The organism is Leadbetterella sp. DM7, from assembly GCF_040829825.2.
Classification (GTDB): domain Bacteria; phylum Bacteroidota; class Bacteroidia; order Cytophagales; family Spirosomataceae; genus Leadbetterella.
This window is the reverse complement of the sequence record NZ_JBFOLH020000011.1, coordinates 137,414-153,375: the sequence shown is the minus strand read 5'-3', so window position 1 is coordinate 153,375 and position 15,962 is coordinate 137,414. Positions and strand designations below refer to the sequence as shown.

Annotated in this window: 17 protein-coding genes; 11 read left to right on the top strand and 6 right to left on the bottom strand. The window is 49.7% G+C overall.

The window, feature by feature from the left end:
- Positions 1-147 precede the first annotated feature (147 nt).
- Positions 148-753 carry an RluA family pseudouridine synthase gene (locus tag AB2U10_RS13395; RefSeq protein ID WP_367915082.1) on the top strand — a complete coding sequence of 202 codons (606 nt, stop codon included), beginning with the start codon at positions 148-150 and terminating at the stop codon, positions 751-753.
- A 39-nt stretch (positions 754-792) separates the two neighbouring features.
- Here AB2U10_RS13395 and AB2U10_RS13390 read toward each other — a convergent pair whose 3' ends face one another.
- A complete protein-coding gene (locus AB2U10_RS13390) occupies positions 793-1,923 on the bottom strand; it encodes a MalY/PatB family protein (protein WP_367915081.1) in 1,131 nt (376 codons plus the stop codon).
- An 81-nt stretch (positions 1,924-2,004) separates the two neighbouring features.
- Between AB2U10_RS13390 and AB2U10_RS13385 the strand changes: the two genes are divergently transcribed.
- Positions 2,005-2,364 carry a hypothetical protein gene (locus AB2U10_RS13385; RefSeq protein ID WP_367915080.1) on the top strand — a complete coding sequence of 120 codons (360 nt, stop codon included), beginning with the start codon at positions 2,005-2,007 and terminating at the stop codon, positions 2,362-2,364.
- Between the two features lie 8 nt (positions 2,365-2,372).
- On the opposite strand, the gene AB2U10_RS13380 is transcribed toward AB2U10_RS13385, so the two are convergent.
- Positions 2,373-2,516: a hypothetical protein gene (locus tag AB2U10_RS13380; protein ID WP_367915079.1), complete on the bottom strand. Its 144-nt coding sequence runs from the start codon at positions 2,514-2,516 to the stop codon at positions 2,373-2,375.
- 171 nt (positions 2,517-2,687) lie between these two features.
- Here AB2U10_RS13380 and hisS point away from each other — a divergent pair, with 171 nt between their 5' ends.
- From hisS to AB2U10_RS13360, 4 genes are read left to right on the top strand one after another with little or no spacing between them, the layout of a single operon-like run.
- The gene (gene hisS, locus AB2U10_RS13375; protein ID WP_367915078.1) at positions 2,688-4,052 is read left to right on the top strand and encodes a histidine--tRNA ligase; all 1,365 of its coding nucleotides are present in this window, start codon (positions 2,688-2,690) and stop codon (positions 4,050-4,052) included.
- Positions 4,045-5,082, top strand: a complete 1,038-nt coding sequence (gene mltG, locus AB2U10_RS13370) for an endolytic transglycosylase MltG (protein WP_367915077.1) — start codon at positions 4,045-4,047, stop codon at positions 5,080-5,082. The genes hisS and mltG overlap by 8 nt, the downstream gene beginning before the upstream one ends.
- Positions 5,082-5,501 (top strand): acyl-CoA thioesterase, encoded by a 420-nt coding sequence (locus tag AB2U10_RS13365; RefSeq protein ID WP_367915076.1) that lies wholly within the window; start codon positions 5,082-5,084, stop codon positions 5,499-5,501. Before mltG ends, AB2U10_RS13365 begins: the two co-directional genes overlap by 1 nt.
- Positions 5,486-6,406, top strand: a complete 921-nt coding sequence (locus AB2U10_RS13360; RefSeq protein ID WP_367915075.1) for a YihY/virulence factor BrkB family protein — start codon at positions 5,486-5,488, stop codon at positions 6,404-6,406. Before AB2U10_RS13365 ends, AB2U10_RS13360 begins: the two co-directional genes overlap by 16 nt.
- A gap of 51 nt (positions 6,407-6,457) precedes the next feature.
- Here the strand turns inward: AB2U10_RS13360 and AB2U10_RS13355 are convergent, their stop codons facing one another.
- Entirely contained in the window at positions 6,458-7,618 is a 1,161-nt protein-coding gene (locus AB2U10_RS13355; RefSeq protein WP_367915074.1) for an outer membrane beta-barrel protein, read from the bottom strand.
- Position 7,619: 1 nt separating this feature from the next.
- Positions 7,620-8,162 carry an RNA polymerase sigma factor gene (locus AB2U10_RS13350; protein WP_367915073.1) on the bottom strand — a complete coding sequence of 181 codons (543 nt, stop codon included), beginning with the start codon at positions 8,160-8,162 and terminating at the stop codon, positions 7,620-7,622.
- 191 nt (positions 8,163-8,353) lie between these two features.
- Between AB2U10_RS13350 and AB2U10_RS13345 the strand changes: the two genes are divergently transcribed.
- The 4 genes from AB2U10_RS13345 (at position 8,354) to AB2U10_RS13330 (ending at position 12,052) form a co-directional block, all read left to right on the top strand.
- The gene (locus AB2U10_RS13345) at positions 8,354-9,037 is read left to right on the top strand and encodes a response regulator transcription factor (protein WP_367915072.1); all 684 of its coding nucleotides are present in this window, start codon (positions 8,354-8,356) and stop codon (positions 9,035-9,037) included.
- Positions 9,037-10,407 (top strand): ATP-binding protein, encoded by a 1,371-nt coding sequence (locus AB2U10_RS13340; protein ID WP_367915071.1) that lies wholly within the window; start codon positions 9,037-9,039, stop codon positions 10,405-10,407. The genes AB2U10_RS13345 and AB2U10_RS13340 overlap by 1 nt, the downstream gene beginning before the upstream one ends.
- Before the next feature lie 151 nt (positions 10,408-10,558).
- A complete protein-coding gene (locus AB2U10_RS13335; protein WP_367915070.1) occupies positions 10,559-10,873 on the top strand; it encodes a DMT family transporter in 315 nt (104 codons plus the stop codon).
- 12 nt (positions 10,874-10,885) lie between these two features.
- Complete coding sequence (locus AB2U10_RS13330; protein ID WP_367915069.1) at positions 10,886-12,052, top strand: SDR family oxidoreductase; 1,167 nt, start codon at positions 10,886-10,888, stop codon at positions 12,050-12,052.
- 15 nt (positions 12,053-12,067) lie between these two features.
- Here the strand turns inward: AB2U10_RS13330 and AB2U10_RS13325 are convergent, their stop codons facing one another.
- Entirely contained in the window at positions 12,068-13,852 is a 1,785-nt protein-coding gene (locus AB2U10_RS13325; RefSeq protein ID WP_367915068.1) for an ABC transporter ATP-binding protein, read from the bottom strand.
- 12 nt (positions 13,853-13,864) lie between these two features.
- On the bottom strand, positions 13,865-15,013 hold the full coding sequence (gene bshA, locus AB2U10_RS13320; RefSeq protein WP_367915067.1) for an N-acetyl-alpha-D-glucosaminyl L-malate synthase BshA: 1,149 nt from the start codon (positions 15,011-15,013) through the stop codon (positions 13,865-13,867).
- A gap of 66 nt (positions 15,014-15,079) precedes the next feature.
- On the opposite strand from bshA, the gene AB2U10_RS13315 reads away from it, so the two are divergent.
- The gene (locus AB2U10_RS13315; RefSeq protein WP_367915087.1) at positions 15,080-15,955 is read left to right on the top strand and encodes a geranylgeranylglycerol-phosphate geranylgeranyltransferase; all 876 of its coding nucleotides are present in this window, start codon (positions 15,080-15,082) and stop codon (positions 15,953-15,955) included.
- The last annotated feature ends 7 nt before the right edge of the window (positions 15,956-15,962 follow it).

The window sequence follows — 15,962 nt, the reverse complement described above, 5'->3', positions numbered from 1 at the left end:
AAGGCCCTTGACAACAACATAGTATCCCATCAGCAAAATCTCTGGCTAGCATTTCTTTAAAAAAACAAAATCGGCTGTCAAAAAATTATTCAACAACCGATTTCAATTCTATTTACTGAATATCCCTATGAAGATGAGCATTTTATCGTGATCGACAAGCCGGCTGGCCTGCTCTCCGTTCCGGGCATTCATATAGAAGACTCGGTATACAGCCGTCTCAAAACCCGCTGGCTCAACCGTGAGCCACTCATCATTCACCGCCTCGATATGGCTACCAGCGGCCTGCTGGTTGTGGCCCGTACCAAAGAAGCGCACAGGCACATCCAGCGGCAATTCCTGAAACGTACCGTAGTCAAAAGATACACGGCCCTGCTGGCAGGAGAGCCGCCAGGAGCCGGCGGTGAAATTCATTTGCCCTTGAGAGGCGATTTTGACGACCGACCCCGGCAGCTGGTTTGCTTTGAGCACGGCAAAAAAGCCGTTACGCGCTGGGAGCTGATCTCTACGCAGAACGGCCTTTCAAAAGTACATTTCTACCCGCTGACCGGCCGCACCCACCAGCTACGCATGCATGCCGCTCATCAGCTCGGTTTAAATGCGCCTATTGTGGGCGACGACCTCTACGGCACGGCCGCTGACCGCCTGTACCTTCATGCCGCTTACCTCGAATTTACGCATCCCGTAACCAGAGAACGCCTGCGTTTTGAATCAGAAGAAGCATTTAACGATATTTCAGCAGCCGGCACCTCCTGACGGCTCTTCTCCTGTCACAGGCACCGGCCTTCCCGGAACTCAACCGCGATTTTCCACGGCCGTCCGGATACGCCGCACGGCCTCTTCCAGCACATGACGCTGAGTACCAAAATTTAAGCGGATATGGTTTTCACCCATAAACACGGTACCTTCCATCACTCCCACCCCGTATTTTTCCAGGCAGGCGGCAAAATCGGGTATGCCGCTTTCCGAATAATCGATCCAGGCCAGGTAGGTAGCCTCTGCCCTGTTCATTTTTAAACCGGGAATAGCGTTGATCTCCTCATACAGGAAGTCATGATTGGCCCTCAGGTAATCCAGGGCGGCTTCCAGCCACCCGCCGGATTCTGCAAAAGCCGCCCTGCAGGCATCGCCGCCCAGCAGGGTCATATTCGGAACAGTATGGAGGCGTATTTTATCAAATCCTTCGCGGTGCCGGGCATCCGGGATAACGGCAAAAGCCGAATTGAGGGCCGGTATATTAAACGCTTTGGCGGCAGAGAAAAAGCTGAAGGTTTGAGCCGCTACCTCCGGTGACAGCGAAGCAACCGGGATATGCTGCCTGTGCTGATCAAGCGTGAGGTCGGCATGGATCTCATCGGAGAGGATAAAAATATCGTGCTTTAAACAGAAATCAGCCAGCTGCTCCAGCTCACCGCGGCTGTACATACGGCCGGTAGGGTTATGCGGGTTGCAGAGGATATACACCCGTGTATCTTCGGTCAGGGCAGCTTCCATGGCATCGAAATCCATTGTCCACCCTTCTGCTTTCAGGGGAACGGCCTGCAGGCGGCGCCCTTCAGCGCTGCCGATATCCAGGAAAGGCCGGTAAACCGGTACAGACGTCATCACTCCGTAGGGAGCCGCTGAAACATACCGGGCGGCCGTACCCAAACCCGATAAAACCGACGGCAGCCACACGATCCACTCCTTTTCGATCTCCCAGCCATAGCGGCTGCGGAGCCAGCTGATCACCGTACCGGCCAGTGCTGCCGGTGGCATGGCATAGCCGTAAATTCCCGCATCGGTATACCGCTGCACAGCGGCCCGTATGGGTTCAGCCACTTCAAAATCCATATCGGCCACCCATAACGGAATTACCTCCTCATTATATTTGTTCCATTTGAGGCTTCCGTCCTTCTTCCGGTCATAAACCCGTTCAAAATCCATGTTTTATTTAAATATAATTAACGATTTGCTTAAATTTGCAATACTAAGATGCGTTGCACCGTAAAACTACAGATTTAATTTATGTTAGTAAAATATAAAAAGGCTCCGGGCCAGCGGATGATAAAGAGTTTAAGCCTCCGGCAGAGGTCATGGCTGAATGCGGCAGGGGGTGCATGCCTTTTTATTATCGGGCAATGCCTGTTTGCGTTTTCGTGGTTCCGCTTATTTGAGGGATATCACAAGCCTACCTGGATATTTATGATCATCCTGGGACTGGTGCTGACATTAACAGGATTGCTGGTGATGGGGAAAGCGCTGGTGCTCAGTTCCCAGATAAAAGCAAGAAAATATTATAAGAAGCGGCAGAATGCCCTGATCAGGAGAGCCTCACAAAATCTCCAGAATTCCAAATTGAAGATAGAAAGAAGCCCTAAAAAATAGGGCTTTGATTACTTTGCTGCTTCAGCTTTAAGTTCTTCAACAGTGACTTTCTTAATTGTAGGTGTTAAGGTAAGTCTTTTGATAGCTGCAATTTTATTATTCGCTACCGCTCTGTTCTTTCTGCTCTTTCTTTTTAACTGAGTAACTCCCATGGTGATCCATTTTTGAATTTCGAGGTGCAAAGATAGACATCTTTTCGCATAAATCCGCCGATCACCCGATATTTTATGCGAATACGTAACATTTTCCGGAAAGTTTAAAGCAGAGTATAGACCCATTAGCCGTAATAGGCTATTTTTGAAAGATTTTTTAAACCAGCAAATATGTCTAAACCCGGTCTGGCCAGAGGAACCCGCGACTTCGGTCCGGAAGTGATGGCCAAAAGAAATTTTATTTTTGACACCGTTAAAAAAGTATATAAGAAATACGGGTTTCTCCCGTTAGAAACGCCCTCTATTGAAAATCTTTCGGTGCTGATGGGCAAATACGGAGAAGAAGGGGATCAGCTTTTGTTCAAGATTCTCAATTCAGGCGACTTTGTCAAAGATGTTACGCCCGAAGACCTGGCCAAAGGGCCTAAAGAGGTGCTCAAAAAAGTATCTGAGAAGGGACTGCGCTATGACCTGACCGTTCCGTTTGCCCGCTATGTGGCCATGAACCGCCAGCAGCTGGCCCTCCCCTTCAAACGGTACCAGATTCAACCCGTATGGCGGGCCGACCGGCCGCAGAAAGGCCGTTACCGCGAATTTTACCAGTGCGATGCCGATGTGGTAGGAACCGATTCGCTCATCTGCGAGGCCGAGATCGTACTGATGCTGCACGAGGTCTTCAGCGGGCTGGGCATTGCTGATTTTGTGATAAAAATCAATAACCGCAAAATACTGGCCGGTATTGCCGAGGCCATCGGTGCTGCCGGGAAAGAAGCCGCACTGAGCGTAGCCATTGACAAGCTGGATAAGATCGGGAAAGAAAAGGTGGAAGCCGAGCTGATGGAAAGAGGTTTTACGGAAGAAAATATCCGGAACCTGCAGCCTCTTTTTCACCTTGAAGACGCCGGAGACCTGTTTGCTTACCTGAAAGAATGGCTTAGCGGCTCCCCAACGGGCCTGCTCGGTGTGCATGAGCTGGAAAGCATCTGGACCCTGGTAAAAGAGCTGGGCCTGGACAACGCCCGCATTGAGTTTGATCCCTCGCTGGCCCGCGGTCTGAGCTATTATACCGGTGCTATTTTCGAGGTAAAAGCCCTGAGTGTAAGCATAGGCAGCATATCGGGCGGGGGCCGGTACGATAACCTTACGGGCAGCTTCGGCGTTCCGGGCGTATCCGGTGTGGGGATATCGCTGGGGGTTGACCGGATCTACGATGTGATGGAAGAGCTTTCGTTGTTCCCGGCCGAGCTGGGGTATTCTTCTACCCGCGTTATGGTCACCTGTTTTAGCGCAGAAACCCTGAAAAGCAGCCTCGCGCTTCTTTCGCTGCTCCGGAAACACGAAATAAGTTCCGAGATCTACCCCGATGCCGCCAAAATAAAAAAGCAATTCGAATATGCCGATAAAAAAGGCATTCCTTTCGTTCTTATTGCAGGGCCGGAAGAAATAGCCCAAAAAACCTACCTGTTGAAAAACATGATCACGGGTACACAGACCCCGGTTACGGAAGACACTTTAATTTCAACCCTTCATGAGTAAGAAAAGAAAACTTTTTGCATACGCCCTGGTGCTCTTTTCCACCATAGTGGCCTCATTTGCCTTTTACTTCTGGCAGGTATACTCCAGCCCGAACCTGAACGTAGACGGCAAAGAGAAATTTGTATTGTACATACCTGAAGGATCTACCTACGATACGGTTCTTGACACCCTGCGTACCCACCGGGTGATCCATAATGAAATTGCCTTCGGCTTTCTCACCAGGCATAAAGGCTACCGCGATAACATTAAGCCTGGCCGGTACGAAATTCCGCCCAACTCTTCAAACAACACCATCATTTCCAAGTTGCTGAGCGGGCGGCAGGACCCCGTTAAGCTAACCTTTAACAACATCCGTACCAAGGATGACCTGGCCCGGAAAATCGGGAACCGGCTGGCCTTTGACCCGCAGGTACTGGTAGACAAGCTGAACAGCGACACCGTAGTGCACGAGCTGGGCTTCAACAAAGAAACCATCATGAATATGTTCCTGCCCGATACGTACTTCATTTACTGGACCGTTACGCCTGACGAGTTCCTGGAGCGTATGCAAACCGAATACAAAAAATTCTGGAACGAAGAGCGGCTCAGCCAGGCCCGGCACATTAATCTTACCCCTGACCAGGTAGGCACGCTGGCCTCTATTGTTCAGAGTGAAACCAATAAAAAAGACGAAATGCCGGTAGTGGCCGGGGTATATATCAACCGGCTTGCCCTGGGCATGCCCCTGCAGGCCGACCCAACCGTTAAATTTGCCGTAGGCGACTTCAGCCTGAAGCGCATTCTGCACAAGCACCTGGCCGTTGACTCGCCCTACAATACGTATAAAAACACCGGGCTGCCTCCGGGGCCTATTGCCCTGCCGGAACGTGTGGCCCTTGACGCCGTACTGAACTACCAGCAACATAATTATACCTATTTCAGTGCCAGAGAAGACTTCTCGGGTTACCATAATTTTGCCGAGAACTTTACCGAGCACCTGAAAAATGCGCAAAAATACCAGACTGCGCTAAACCAGAGAGGAATACGCTGATGTACAGTCATATATCTGATTACCGGGTTCGCTATGCCGATGTAGACCAGATGGGCTACATGTATTACGGAAATTACCCCCGGCTCTACGAAATAGGCCGGGTAGAAGCCCTGCGTGCCCTGGGCGTACGCTACCGCGACCTGGAAGAAAGCGGGGTATGGATGCCCGTTTATGAGAACAATTCGAGGTATATCCGGCCTGCTCAATACGACGAGCTGCTCGAAATTAACTGTAAACTGGAGACACTTCCGGGAACAAGGATTATCTTTACCTCTGAAATCCGGAACGAAGAAAAGGCACTCATTCATGTGGGCAGAACCACATTGGTCTTTCTTGACAGCACCACGCGGAAGATCATTCCCTGTCCCGGTATCATTCTAAAAAAACTACAACCCCACTTTGCATGCGAAACCGGATAAAAAAAATACTGGCACCTGTAAAGAACTACCTGAGCACCGTTCATCTTTTCGGCTCGGATATCTCGGTGTACAGGTTCCTCGAAATCCTGTGGAGTAATATTGTTACATTTGATCTTGACCAACGGGCCACATCGGTGGCTTTCAGCTTTCTCCTGGCGGTCTTCCCGGCTATCCTGTTTCTTTTCACGCTGATTCCTTACATTCCTATCGACCACCTCGATATCCAGATTATGGATTTCAGCCGTAATCTTATGCCGGAAGGGCTCTACGATGTGGTGGCTCAGACCATCTACGAGATCATCAGCCGGCCCCGGGGCGATATCCTTTCTTTCGGTTTTATCTTTTCACTCTACGCCGCCACCAACGGCATCAACTCGCTTACCCGGGCATTTAACGGATCACTGGAAGAAAAAAAGAGCCGGGGTTTTGTACGCTCGCGGGGTACGGCCGCGCTGGTTCTGCTGATCCTGGTTTTTGTGCTGGTATGCGCGGTCATCATCCTGATTGTGGGAAAAATTGTGCTGAATTACCTTGCCGGCCAGGGCCTGTTCAACTCGCAGCTTAACCTGCTGGCCATTCACGCCCTGGGGTATATCTCCATCTTCTTCATCTTTTACTTCGGCATTGCTTCCCTGTATTACTTTGCCCCGGCTATTCATAAGAGAATCCGGTTCTTTAATTTCGGTGCTGTGTTTGCCTCAGTACTGTGCATCCTGGCCACCAACCTGTTTTCCTACTATCTTGAAAACTTCAGTTCCTACAACAAGCTTTACGGCTCTATCGGTACGCTGATCGCCATCATGGTCTGGATCTACCTGATCTGCCTGATCCTGATCCTCGGTTTTGAGATCAACGTGGATCTGCGGCAGGAGCGCTACAAGCTCAAAGGATCGGTCGAAGCGTAAAATCCATTCAGCACCAGTAAATCTTCGCACAGGAGCTAAACCCGGTTACCTCTACTTCAATGAGAACTTCAGTGCCGCATTGATCCCGAATTTATTCGGTGAGATCAGGTAAGTGGGCTTTGAAAACGGGAACTCAAAATACGGAGCCAGCTGCCCGTTTATCCGGCCATACCTGTACTGGATACCCATTCCGTAATAAAGATTATTGAAAATCTTGGGCTTGTAACGGTTCTCCATGTTCTGGTACGGGCTGTCTTTAAAGCCATCGTTCGTAAACGAAATATTCTCCGAAACCTTCAGATCCAGCCTTGTTCCTGTACTGATCAGGAAATCAAGCCGGTAGGTCAGCGGCACATAGTAGCTCATATAGAGCGGCATGCGTATCCGCGAAGTCTCAATGGTGATGTCGCGTATGCCCGATCCCGGGTTGGGGGGCTTGGGCGGCTGGTAATTATCTTCAAAATTCTTACCGGTATCTTTGTTAAAATCTTTCACCACCGGGAACGACATGGCCGAGCTGTTGGCTATGGAAACGCCTGTGCTTACACTGAACCGGTTTTTGAGGAAGATCTCTACCAGCGGCCCGAAAGAAAAGGCATTGTTCCCGGCCATATAATCGGTTTCCACGCCGGGTTTCACGTTAAAATTGGGCCAGAATTTATGCCGGGGTGCGGCTGACGGCCGGGTTCCGGCCGCTATCACCAGGGTATCTTTCTCAGCTTTGCGAACGGCCTTCTCCGGCTCCCGGGCCGTATTTTCTTCCTGCGCATACACAGGCAGACCGGTAAAAGCCGGCCGGGTTAAAACGGCAGTGTCCGGGTATATCCCGGTTTCAGAACGCCCCCCGCCGACCGGTACTTCCCCGGCAAAAACCACCGGGGGCCTGTCGCGGTATATATACTTATACACGGTTTGGGTGCGGTATACCGTATCGGTCCGGTAGCGGATCTCCGCTTGCGGTATTCTTTCTTCTACAGTAGTCAGGGTATCGGTTTTTTCAGATGATCCGGGTTTTGCGTTATAAAAAAGGTTAAACAAGAGGGCCAGTGAAGAGATCCCGCCAAAGATCCAGCCGCCGTAGGTCTTTAAAAAAGTTATATACCAGGGCACCGGCAATAACTTCCTGAAACTCTCCCAGGCTTCAGGGGTATAATCCGTCTGAAGCGATTCCAGCTTCTTGCGGATCCGGTTATCAAAATCTTTCTCAGACATATCAATATTTCATTACTTTATCTGCTGCATACAATTTAATCCATTCCTGAAGCTTCATGCGCGCCTTCACCAGGTTAGACCGCGAAGTACCTTCATTGATATTCAGCATTTCCGCAATTTCGGCATGCGAATAGCCGTCTATTACAAAAAGCGAAAACACCGTCCGGTAAGAAGGCGGCAACTTCTGCACCAGCTCCAGGATCTCTTCTGCGCTGAGCTGATCCACGACTTCCGCCTGGCTGCCTTCCAGGTGAGGCATCTCCTGCACATCTACAAGAGCCACCTTGGGGCTGAACTTCCGGTAATAATCAATGCAGGTTCGTACGGTGATGGTCTTAAACCATGCCGGGAAATTCTGCGTCTCGTTAAAACTGTGAATATTCTTAAATACCTTCAGGAAGGCGTCGTTCACCATTTCTTCCGCCTGGGCATAATCAGAACCGTATCTCAGGCATATTTTTTTAGCATACCCGTAAAAATTTTCAAACAGGATCTTCTGGGCGGAAGCTTTTCCGTCCTTGCACCCCTTGATGATGCTTTCCAAATCCGGTTTACTGTTTTTTCTTATACTCAATCGGTGCTTTAGTCATGACAAATGTAACCAACAGAAAGTAAAAACCCATCGGGCTGTCTTCTCTCAGCCGGTTTATTGTAAATACGGAAAGTACACGCAAAACGATGCCTGGCGGTATGTTCCGTTTTTCTTTTTAAATTTACAGGGCTATAATTTTCGAAATGCATCGTATATTGATTGTTGAAGACGACGAAAGGGTATCGGAACTCATTAAAAGAGGACTGGAAGAACAGGGCTATGAGATAACACTTGCCTACGACGGGCTTACAGGAAAGAAACTGGCTTCGCAGTACGACTACGACCTGGTCATAACAGACATTATTCTGCCCAAAATGGATGGCCTTGACCTGTGCAAGGAGATCAACCGGGTGAAATCGGGCATCCCGATCATCATGCTGACCGCCCTCGGAACTACCGACGACAAAGTAGAAGGCTTTGATGCAGGAGCCGACGACTACCTGGTCAAGCCTTTTGAAATGCGTGAGCTGCTGGCCCGCATACGGGCATTGCTGAAGCGGAATGCCCGTGCGGCTTCACAGCCGGGAAACAGCCTGAATTACGCCGGCCTGGAAATGAACCTCCGGACCCGGTCTGTAAAACGAAACGGCACGGAAATAGACCTCACCCCAAAGGAATTCAGCCTGCTGAAATACATGATGCAAAACCCCGAACGGGTGTTGCCCCGGGCAGAGATCGCCGATAAGGTATGGAATACACACTTTGATACCGGCACCAATTTTATTGACGTCTATATTAACTACCTTCGTAAAAAAATAGACAAAGACTTTAACAAAAAGCTGATTCACACCAAAACAGGGATGGGATTTATTTTGAAGGCTGAATAATGAAGATTCGTACCCGCCTCACCATATTGTTTACGCTGATTACGGCAACCATCTTATTTGTGTTTGCCGGCATCATCTATATTTCGGCCCAGGAAGACCGGGAAGAGGCCTTCTACACCTCGCTCCGGAAAGAAGCGGTAACCAAAGCCAACCTCTTTTTCAATACGGATGTAGAAGAGCAGGTGCTGAAAGATATTTACCATACCAACAGCAAAATCCTGAACGAAGCGGAAGTAGCCATCTACGACACCTCGTTTAATTTACTGTACCACGATGCAGAAAATGTAGACTTTGTTAAAGAAACACCGGAGATGATCCGCCAGGTACTGCAGGATAACGAGCTGCGCTTTTACCTCGGGAAACGCCAGGCCATTGGCCAGCGCTATGATTTCAGGGGGAAAATCTATATTCTCACCGCTACAGCCATAGACTGGGACGGCTACCACAAGCTCAACAAGCTCCTGCAGAACAGCGCCATTGTATTTGTCATTTCTATTCTCTTCATTTACATTGCCGGGTATTTCTTTTCCAAAAAAGCCTTTGCACCGGTAAAGGAAATGACCGAAAAAGCCCGTATCATTTCAGCTACCAGCCTGGATCTGCGCCTCAAAAGCAACGGCAACAAAGATGAGCTCACCGAGCTGGCCAACACCTTCAACGAAATGCTGGTGCGCCTGGAAAGCTCGTTTGAAGCCCAGAAGCAATTTGTTTCCAACATCTCGCACGAGCTCAGAACACCCCTGGCCGCTATTATAACCGAGCTGGAGCTTTCGGGTAACAAAGACCGGGCCGTGCATGAATATAAGCTGGCCATACAGAATGTGCTGTCAGACACCAAAAAGCTGGCGCGCCTCTTAAACAGCCTGCTTGACCTGGCCAAGGCAAGCTACGACCCGTCTGAAATTGCTTTCCGCGAATTACGCATCGATGAGCTCCTGCTTGATGCCCTCCGGCAGGTGCACCTGACCAATCCCGAGTACAAAATGGACATTCACTTCGAAAATCATTTTGAAACCGACGAAGAAATCTGTGTCAATGGCAATGAGTACCTGCTGAAAGCCGCGTTCAGTAACCTTTTCGAAAACGGCTGCAAGTTTTCAGACGACAACAAGTGTACCGTGGAAATCTCATTTGAAAAAGAAATGATCAGCTTGCGTTTTATTGATCACGGCATCGGCATTGCTCCCTACGATCTCACCCAGATATTCACTCCTTTTTTCCGCGGAGAGAATAAAAAATTTGCCGAAGGAAACGGGATAGGCCTTTCGCTCACCCAGCGCATCATCCATCTTCACGGCGGCACCCTCAGCGTTACCTCAGAAGTAGCACAGGGTTCCGTTTTTACGGTCAGATTGAAGAACCTGGCCTGATTCTAATAAAATTCTAATAATTTTCTAAAGCATCTCTAACGGCTTCGGGGCACGGTATTTCCGAAATTTGCGGCTTTCCAAATCATGGAAAAACGTACGGCGGCACATGCAGTTAATACAGGGGCACCGGCGAATCTAAATTTCGAAGTAAATGAAGTGGGTTTGGCTTTCTATGGGCATTTCGTTTGAGATAATCGCCCTGGTTTTTATGAAGAGATCAGAAGGATTCACCAAGCTGCTGCCTATCTTCTTTGTTGTATTCTTTTACACCCTGGCATTGGGCTGTCTCATTCTTGCCATAAAAAAAATGGACACCAGCGTGGCGTATGCCATCTGGGCCAGTGCCGGCATCTTCATTATGACACTGGTGGGGATCTTCTTCCTGGATGAGCCCGTCACACCGGTAAAAGTTGTATCGCTGCTGCTTATTCTCCTGGGAGTAATCGGTTTGGAGTTTTTTGATTAAATCATATAACAGATGGATATTTTTATAACCGGTGTAACCGGTTTTTTAGGAGGAGAATTGCTTGTTGACTTGTCGAAAAGAGAAGATATTGATAAAATATTCTGCCTTGTACGGTCAGCAAATGAAGAAAACGCCCTGGCCAGGATCAAAAAGGTTTTTGATTTGCACAATGACCCGTTTGACCGGGATAAGATTATAGCGGTCACCGGCGACCTGGCCGATGACTACCTGGCCGAAAACCTGAAAGCCGACAGCCGGCTGAACGGGGTAAGCATCATTATCCATTCGGCGGCCAACACTTCCTTTTCAAAAATTTACGATAGCCTGGTAGAGAAGATCAATATCGGCGGACTGAAGCAGATTCTCAGCTGGGCGCAGTCGCTGCCCTCGCTGAACCTGTTCACCTACGTGGGCACAGCCACCATCTGCGGCTCGCTGGTCAAAAATCACGTGACTGAAGACATGTCGCCCGACCTGTCGGCAAAGCACCTCGTGAAGTATTCGTATACCAAGATGACGGGCGAGCTGCTGCTGAAAGAGTACCTCCCCGAAAACAAAATACTGGTGGTCAGGCCCTCCATCATCATGGGCGACACCAGGAACTGGGTACCCCGCTCGTACGTGATCTTATGGGCGCTGGCCACTTTAAACGAGCTGAGGCTGGTTCCGGCCAATGCCCACAGTAAAATTGATATTGTACCGGTCGACTACGTTTCGCAGGCCATTATAAAGCTGGTATTTAATCCTGCCCGGAAATACCGGGTTTATCATATTTCATCGGGTGAAAAGGCCTGCAGCACGCCTTATTTATCTACGGAGGCCATAAAAGACGAATTCCCGGAAAAACCGCCTTTCCGGTTTACCGATAAAAAATTACTGGCCGATATGAAAAAGTGGACCAAAGGCACCGGGCTCCTCCCGGAAGACAGTCCGCTGGTTAATTTCAGCCATTACCTGGAGTACTGGGTGGAAAACTTCGGCAACAATACCAACCTGAGAATCCTGCTGTATGCACTGGAGCCCTATATCCATTTTATAGAGCTCAACCAGGTATTTGACAACTCGCGTTTGCTGGAAGATACCGACATGGAGCAATCCGTTCCTGCACACATTTACCTGAAAACCGCCGGGAAGTACCTGAACCGTATCAATGTTTTTGAAGGAGCTATTGATCCCTGAAAACGCGCCCGGGACTTACGATTCCAGAACCTGAGCATCCTGCTTTTCGTAAATTTCGGCATACAGGCCGCTTTTCTGAAGCAATTCTTCATGGGTTCCGGTGTCGGCTATCCGCCCTTCATCCATGAGAATGATCTTATCGGCCAGCCGGGCGTTCGAAACCCGGTGCGAGATAAGGATCGTGGTCCGGCCGGCCATGATCCGCTTCAGGTTGTTCAGTATGTTGTTTTCAGTAACCGTATCTACGGCCGACAGGCTGTCGTCGAGAATAAGTATGCGCGGCTCGCGAATGATGGCCCGCGCAATAGACACCCGCTGCTTTTGCCCGCCTGAAAGGGTAATTCCCCGCTCTCCTACCTTGGTATTGAAGCCGTCGGGGAAATCCATAATGTTCTTATATACCTCGGCATCGCGGGCGGCATTGAGCACCTCTTCGTCACTGGCCTCCTCGCGGCCGAACCGGATATTATTGCTGATGGTATCCGAGAACAGGAACACCTCCTGCGTTACATAGCCTACCTGGGCCTTGTAGTACGAAAGATCCAGGTCGCGGAGGTCCACATCATCGATCAGGATCTGTCCCTCTTCAATGTCGTACAGCCTCAGCAGGAGATTGGCCAGGGTACTTTTCCCGGAAGCCGTGGTACCGATAATGGCCACACTCTCCCCGGCACGGATATCCAGCGATATGTTATCCAAAGCCCGGATTCCCGTATCCGGGTAGGTAAAAGATACATTCCGGAAGCTGATATTTCCCTGCACATCTACCGGAATGTTCCGGTGTGGCAGGATGTCGTTCTGCAGGTTAAGAAACTCGTTGATCCGTTTCTGTGAAGCCGCTGCCCGCTGAATCTGCCCGGAGGTCCAGCCCAGGGCGGCCATGGGCCAGGTCAGCATAAATACGTACATCACAAACTCGGCGATCACGCCCAGCGATATCTTGCCGGCAATTACCTCCTGCCCGCCCACAAACACGCAGATAATGGTGCTCAAACCGATCAGGAAAATCATCAGCGGGTGGAACATGGAATCTACCCGCGCCAGCTTCAGCGACTCATACTGGTACTTCAGGCTCTCTTTTTCGAACTGTTCGTAGAATTTATTCTCTGATGCAAAAGACTTGATCACCCGGATACCCGAGTAGGTTTCCTGGGCGTTGGTCGACAGGTTGGCCAGGCTTTTCTGGATGCGTTCCGACCGCCGGTTAATGATGCTGCTGACAATAAAAATGCTGAGCGATAAAAGAGGAAGCGGGATCAGCACGTACCAGGTCAGCCGGGCATTTACCGAAAACATATAGCTCACCACCAGCACCACCAGCACAAACATGTTCAGCAGGTACATAATGGCCGGGCCCAGGTACATGCGCACCTTTGATACGTCTTCGCTGATACGGGCCATCAGGTCGCCGGTAGAATTTCTTTTGAAGAAGGCCAGTGGTAACGTCTGGTAATGGGCATAAATCTCATTCTTCAGGTCGTACTCAATGTGCCTCGACATCACGATGAGGGTCTGGCGTACGGCAAAAAGAAATACGCCCTTGATGATTGCCATCAGGATGATAAGGCCGCCCAGCACCGTAATGCCAAACGTAAGGGTCTTGTACGTTACCGGCTGAAAGCCGGAGTGCCGGAAAAGAAAATAATGATCTACGTTGGTTTCTACCAGCTCCAGGGCATGCCGTACGATCTGCGCCGGGATGATCCCGAACAGGTTGGATATAACGGTAAAGAGTATGCCCAGTAAAAGTAGTCCTTTATACTTCAGGAAATATTTATTCAGATATGCTAATTCCTTCATTAACCGCCCCTGTTACGCCTTGCTGCAGGCTGTGTCACAAAACTGTTTTACTACTTGCTGATAATATTCTTCATACTGCGAAACCACCACGTTCATGTCAAACTCCCTGGCACGTTCCAGGGCCCGCTGCTTAAACCCGTCGAGGTTTTTCTCGTCTAATACGTACAAAGACTTTTGTACCATATCTTCTATGTCGCCGATGTCGCTCAGGAAACCGGTGACGCCGTTGATGTTCAGCTCGCTCAGTCCGCCGGTATTGCTGGAGATCACCGGTACCTGGCAGGCCATGGCTTCCAGGGCGGCCAGTCCGAAGCTCTCTTTTTCAGAAGGCATCAGGAACAGATCGGCTACCGAAAGTACTTCTTCCATTGCTTCCAGCTTACCAATGAAGCGCACGTCTTCGGCTATGCCCAGGTGGCGGCTCAGCAATTCCATATTCTGGCGCTCTTCACCGTCGCCTATCAGCAGGAGCTTGCTGGGCACCACGTCGCGTATGCGGGCAAACACCCGGATTACGTCTTCTATACGCTTCACCTTCCGGAAGTTGGAGGCGTGCACCAGCAGCTTTTCGCCGTTCGGACAGATAAAGCGTTTAAAATGTTCTTTTTCCTGTTTATAAAAACGTTCCAGGTCTACAAAATTGTAAATGACCCGGATAGGCTTGTGAATGGAGAAAGCGTCAATGGTCTCCTGCCGCAGGTCATTGGATACCGCCGTAACCCCGTCTGACTCGTTTATGCTGAAGGTAATGATAGGCCGCAGCGAGGGATCTTTGCCTACAATGGTGATGTCTGTACCGTGCAGGGTGGTGATCACCGGGATATCCAGGCCCTGCTGCTTCAGGATCTGCTTGGCCAGGAAGGCCGAAGTGGCATGCGGTATCGCATAATGCACATGCAGGAGATCCAGCTTTTCGTATTTCACCACATCCACCATCTTGCCTGCCAGCGCAGATTCATACGGCGGGTACTGAAACAGCGGGTAGGACGAAATATTTACCTCATGATACCATATATTTTCACTGAAGAAATCGAGCCGTATGGGCTGGGCATAGGTTATAAAATGAATCTGATGTCCTTTTTGCGCCAGTGCCTTGCCCAATTCCGTTGCTACCACACCGCTTCCGCCAAAAGTAGGATAACATACAATTCCGATCTTCATGTATTCGTTCTTTCCTTGTTAAACGTATAATCCGGCCCAAATAATTCCATAGGGTAATTATTCGTTATTAACTTTGGAAACCAAAACCGTTACAAGCCTATCAAATCTTTCCTTAAGCTTATTCGTTGGAAAAACCTGGTTATCGTGGCCGTTACCCAGTATATGGTAAGGATATTCCTGGTTTTTGGTCTTCCGTTTCACTGGAAAACCGATCTTCATTTTCACCTGCTGGTTTTTACCACGGTGCTTATTGCGGCGGCAGGCTATATTATTAACGATTATTTCGATATCAAGATCGACCGCATCAACAAGCCCCACCGGGTGTGGATCGGGAAGATCATCAGCCGCAGAAATGCCCTGCTGATCCACCAGGTTTTCAGCAGCGCGGGCGTTATCCTGGCTTTCCCCATAGGCTGGAAGGCCGTACTGATCAATGTATTCAGTGTGGGCCTGCTCTGGTTTTACGCATCCGGTTTCAAGAAGAAGCCGTTTATCGGTAACCTGGTGGTAGCCCTGCTGACTGCGCTGGTCATTGCCGAAATTGCCCTCATCTATGACCCCGGCAACCGGCTTATTTACATGTATGCCGTGTTCGCCTTCTTCATTAACCTGATCCGGGAGATCATCAAAGACATGGAAGACATACAGGGCGATGAGCTGCACGGGGCCAAAACCCTGCCTATTCTCTACGGCATTCACAAAACCAAAAACCTGCTTTACCTGCTGATGGCCGCCTTCCTGGTTTCCATGTTTTTCTTCATGTACAAGGTGGCAGACATCAAAATACGGCTGTTTTCGGGCATCCTGCTGTCGCTCTGGGCCATACTGCTGGTATTCATTATGCGTGCCGACAGGAAGACCCACTTCTCCCGCCTGAGCGACCTGTGCAAATGGACCATCCTGGCCGGGCTGGTAAGCGTGATCCTGTTCAGGCTGGGGTAACGGTACC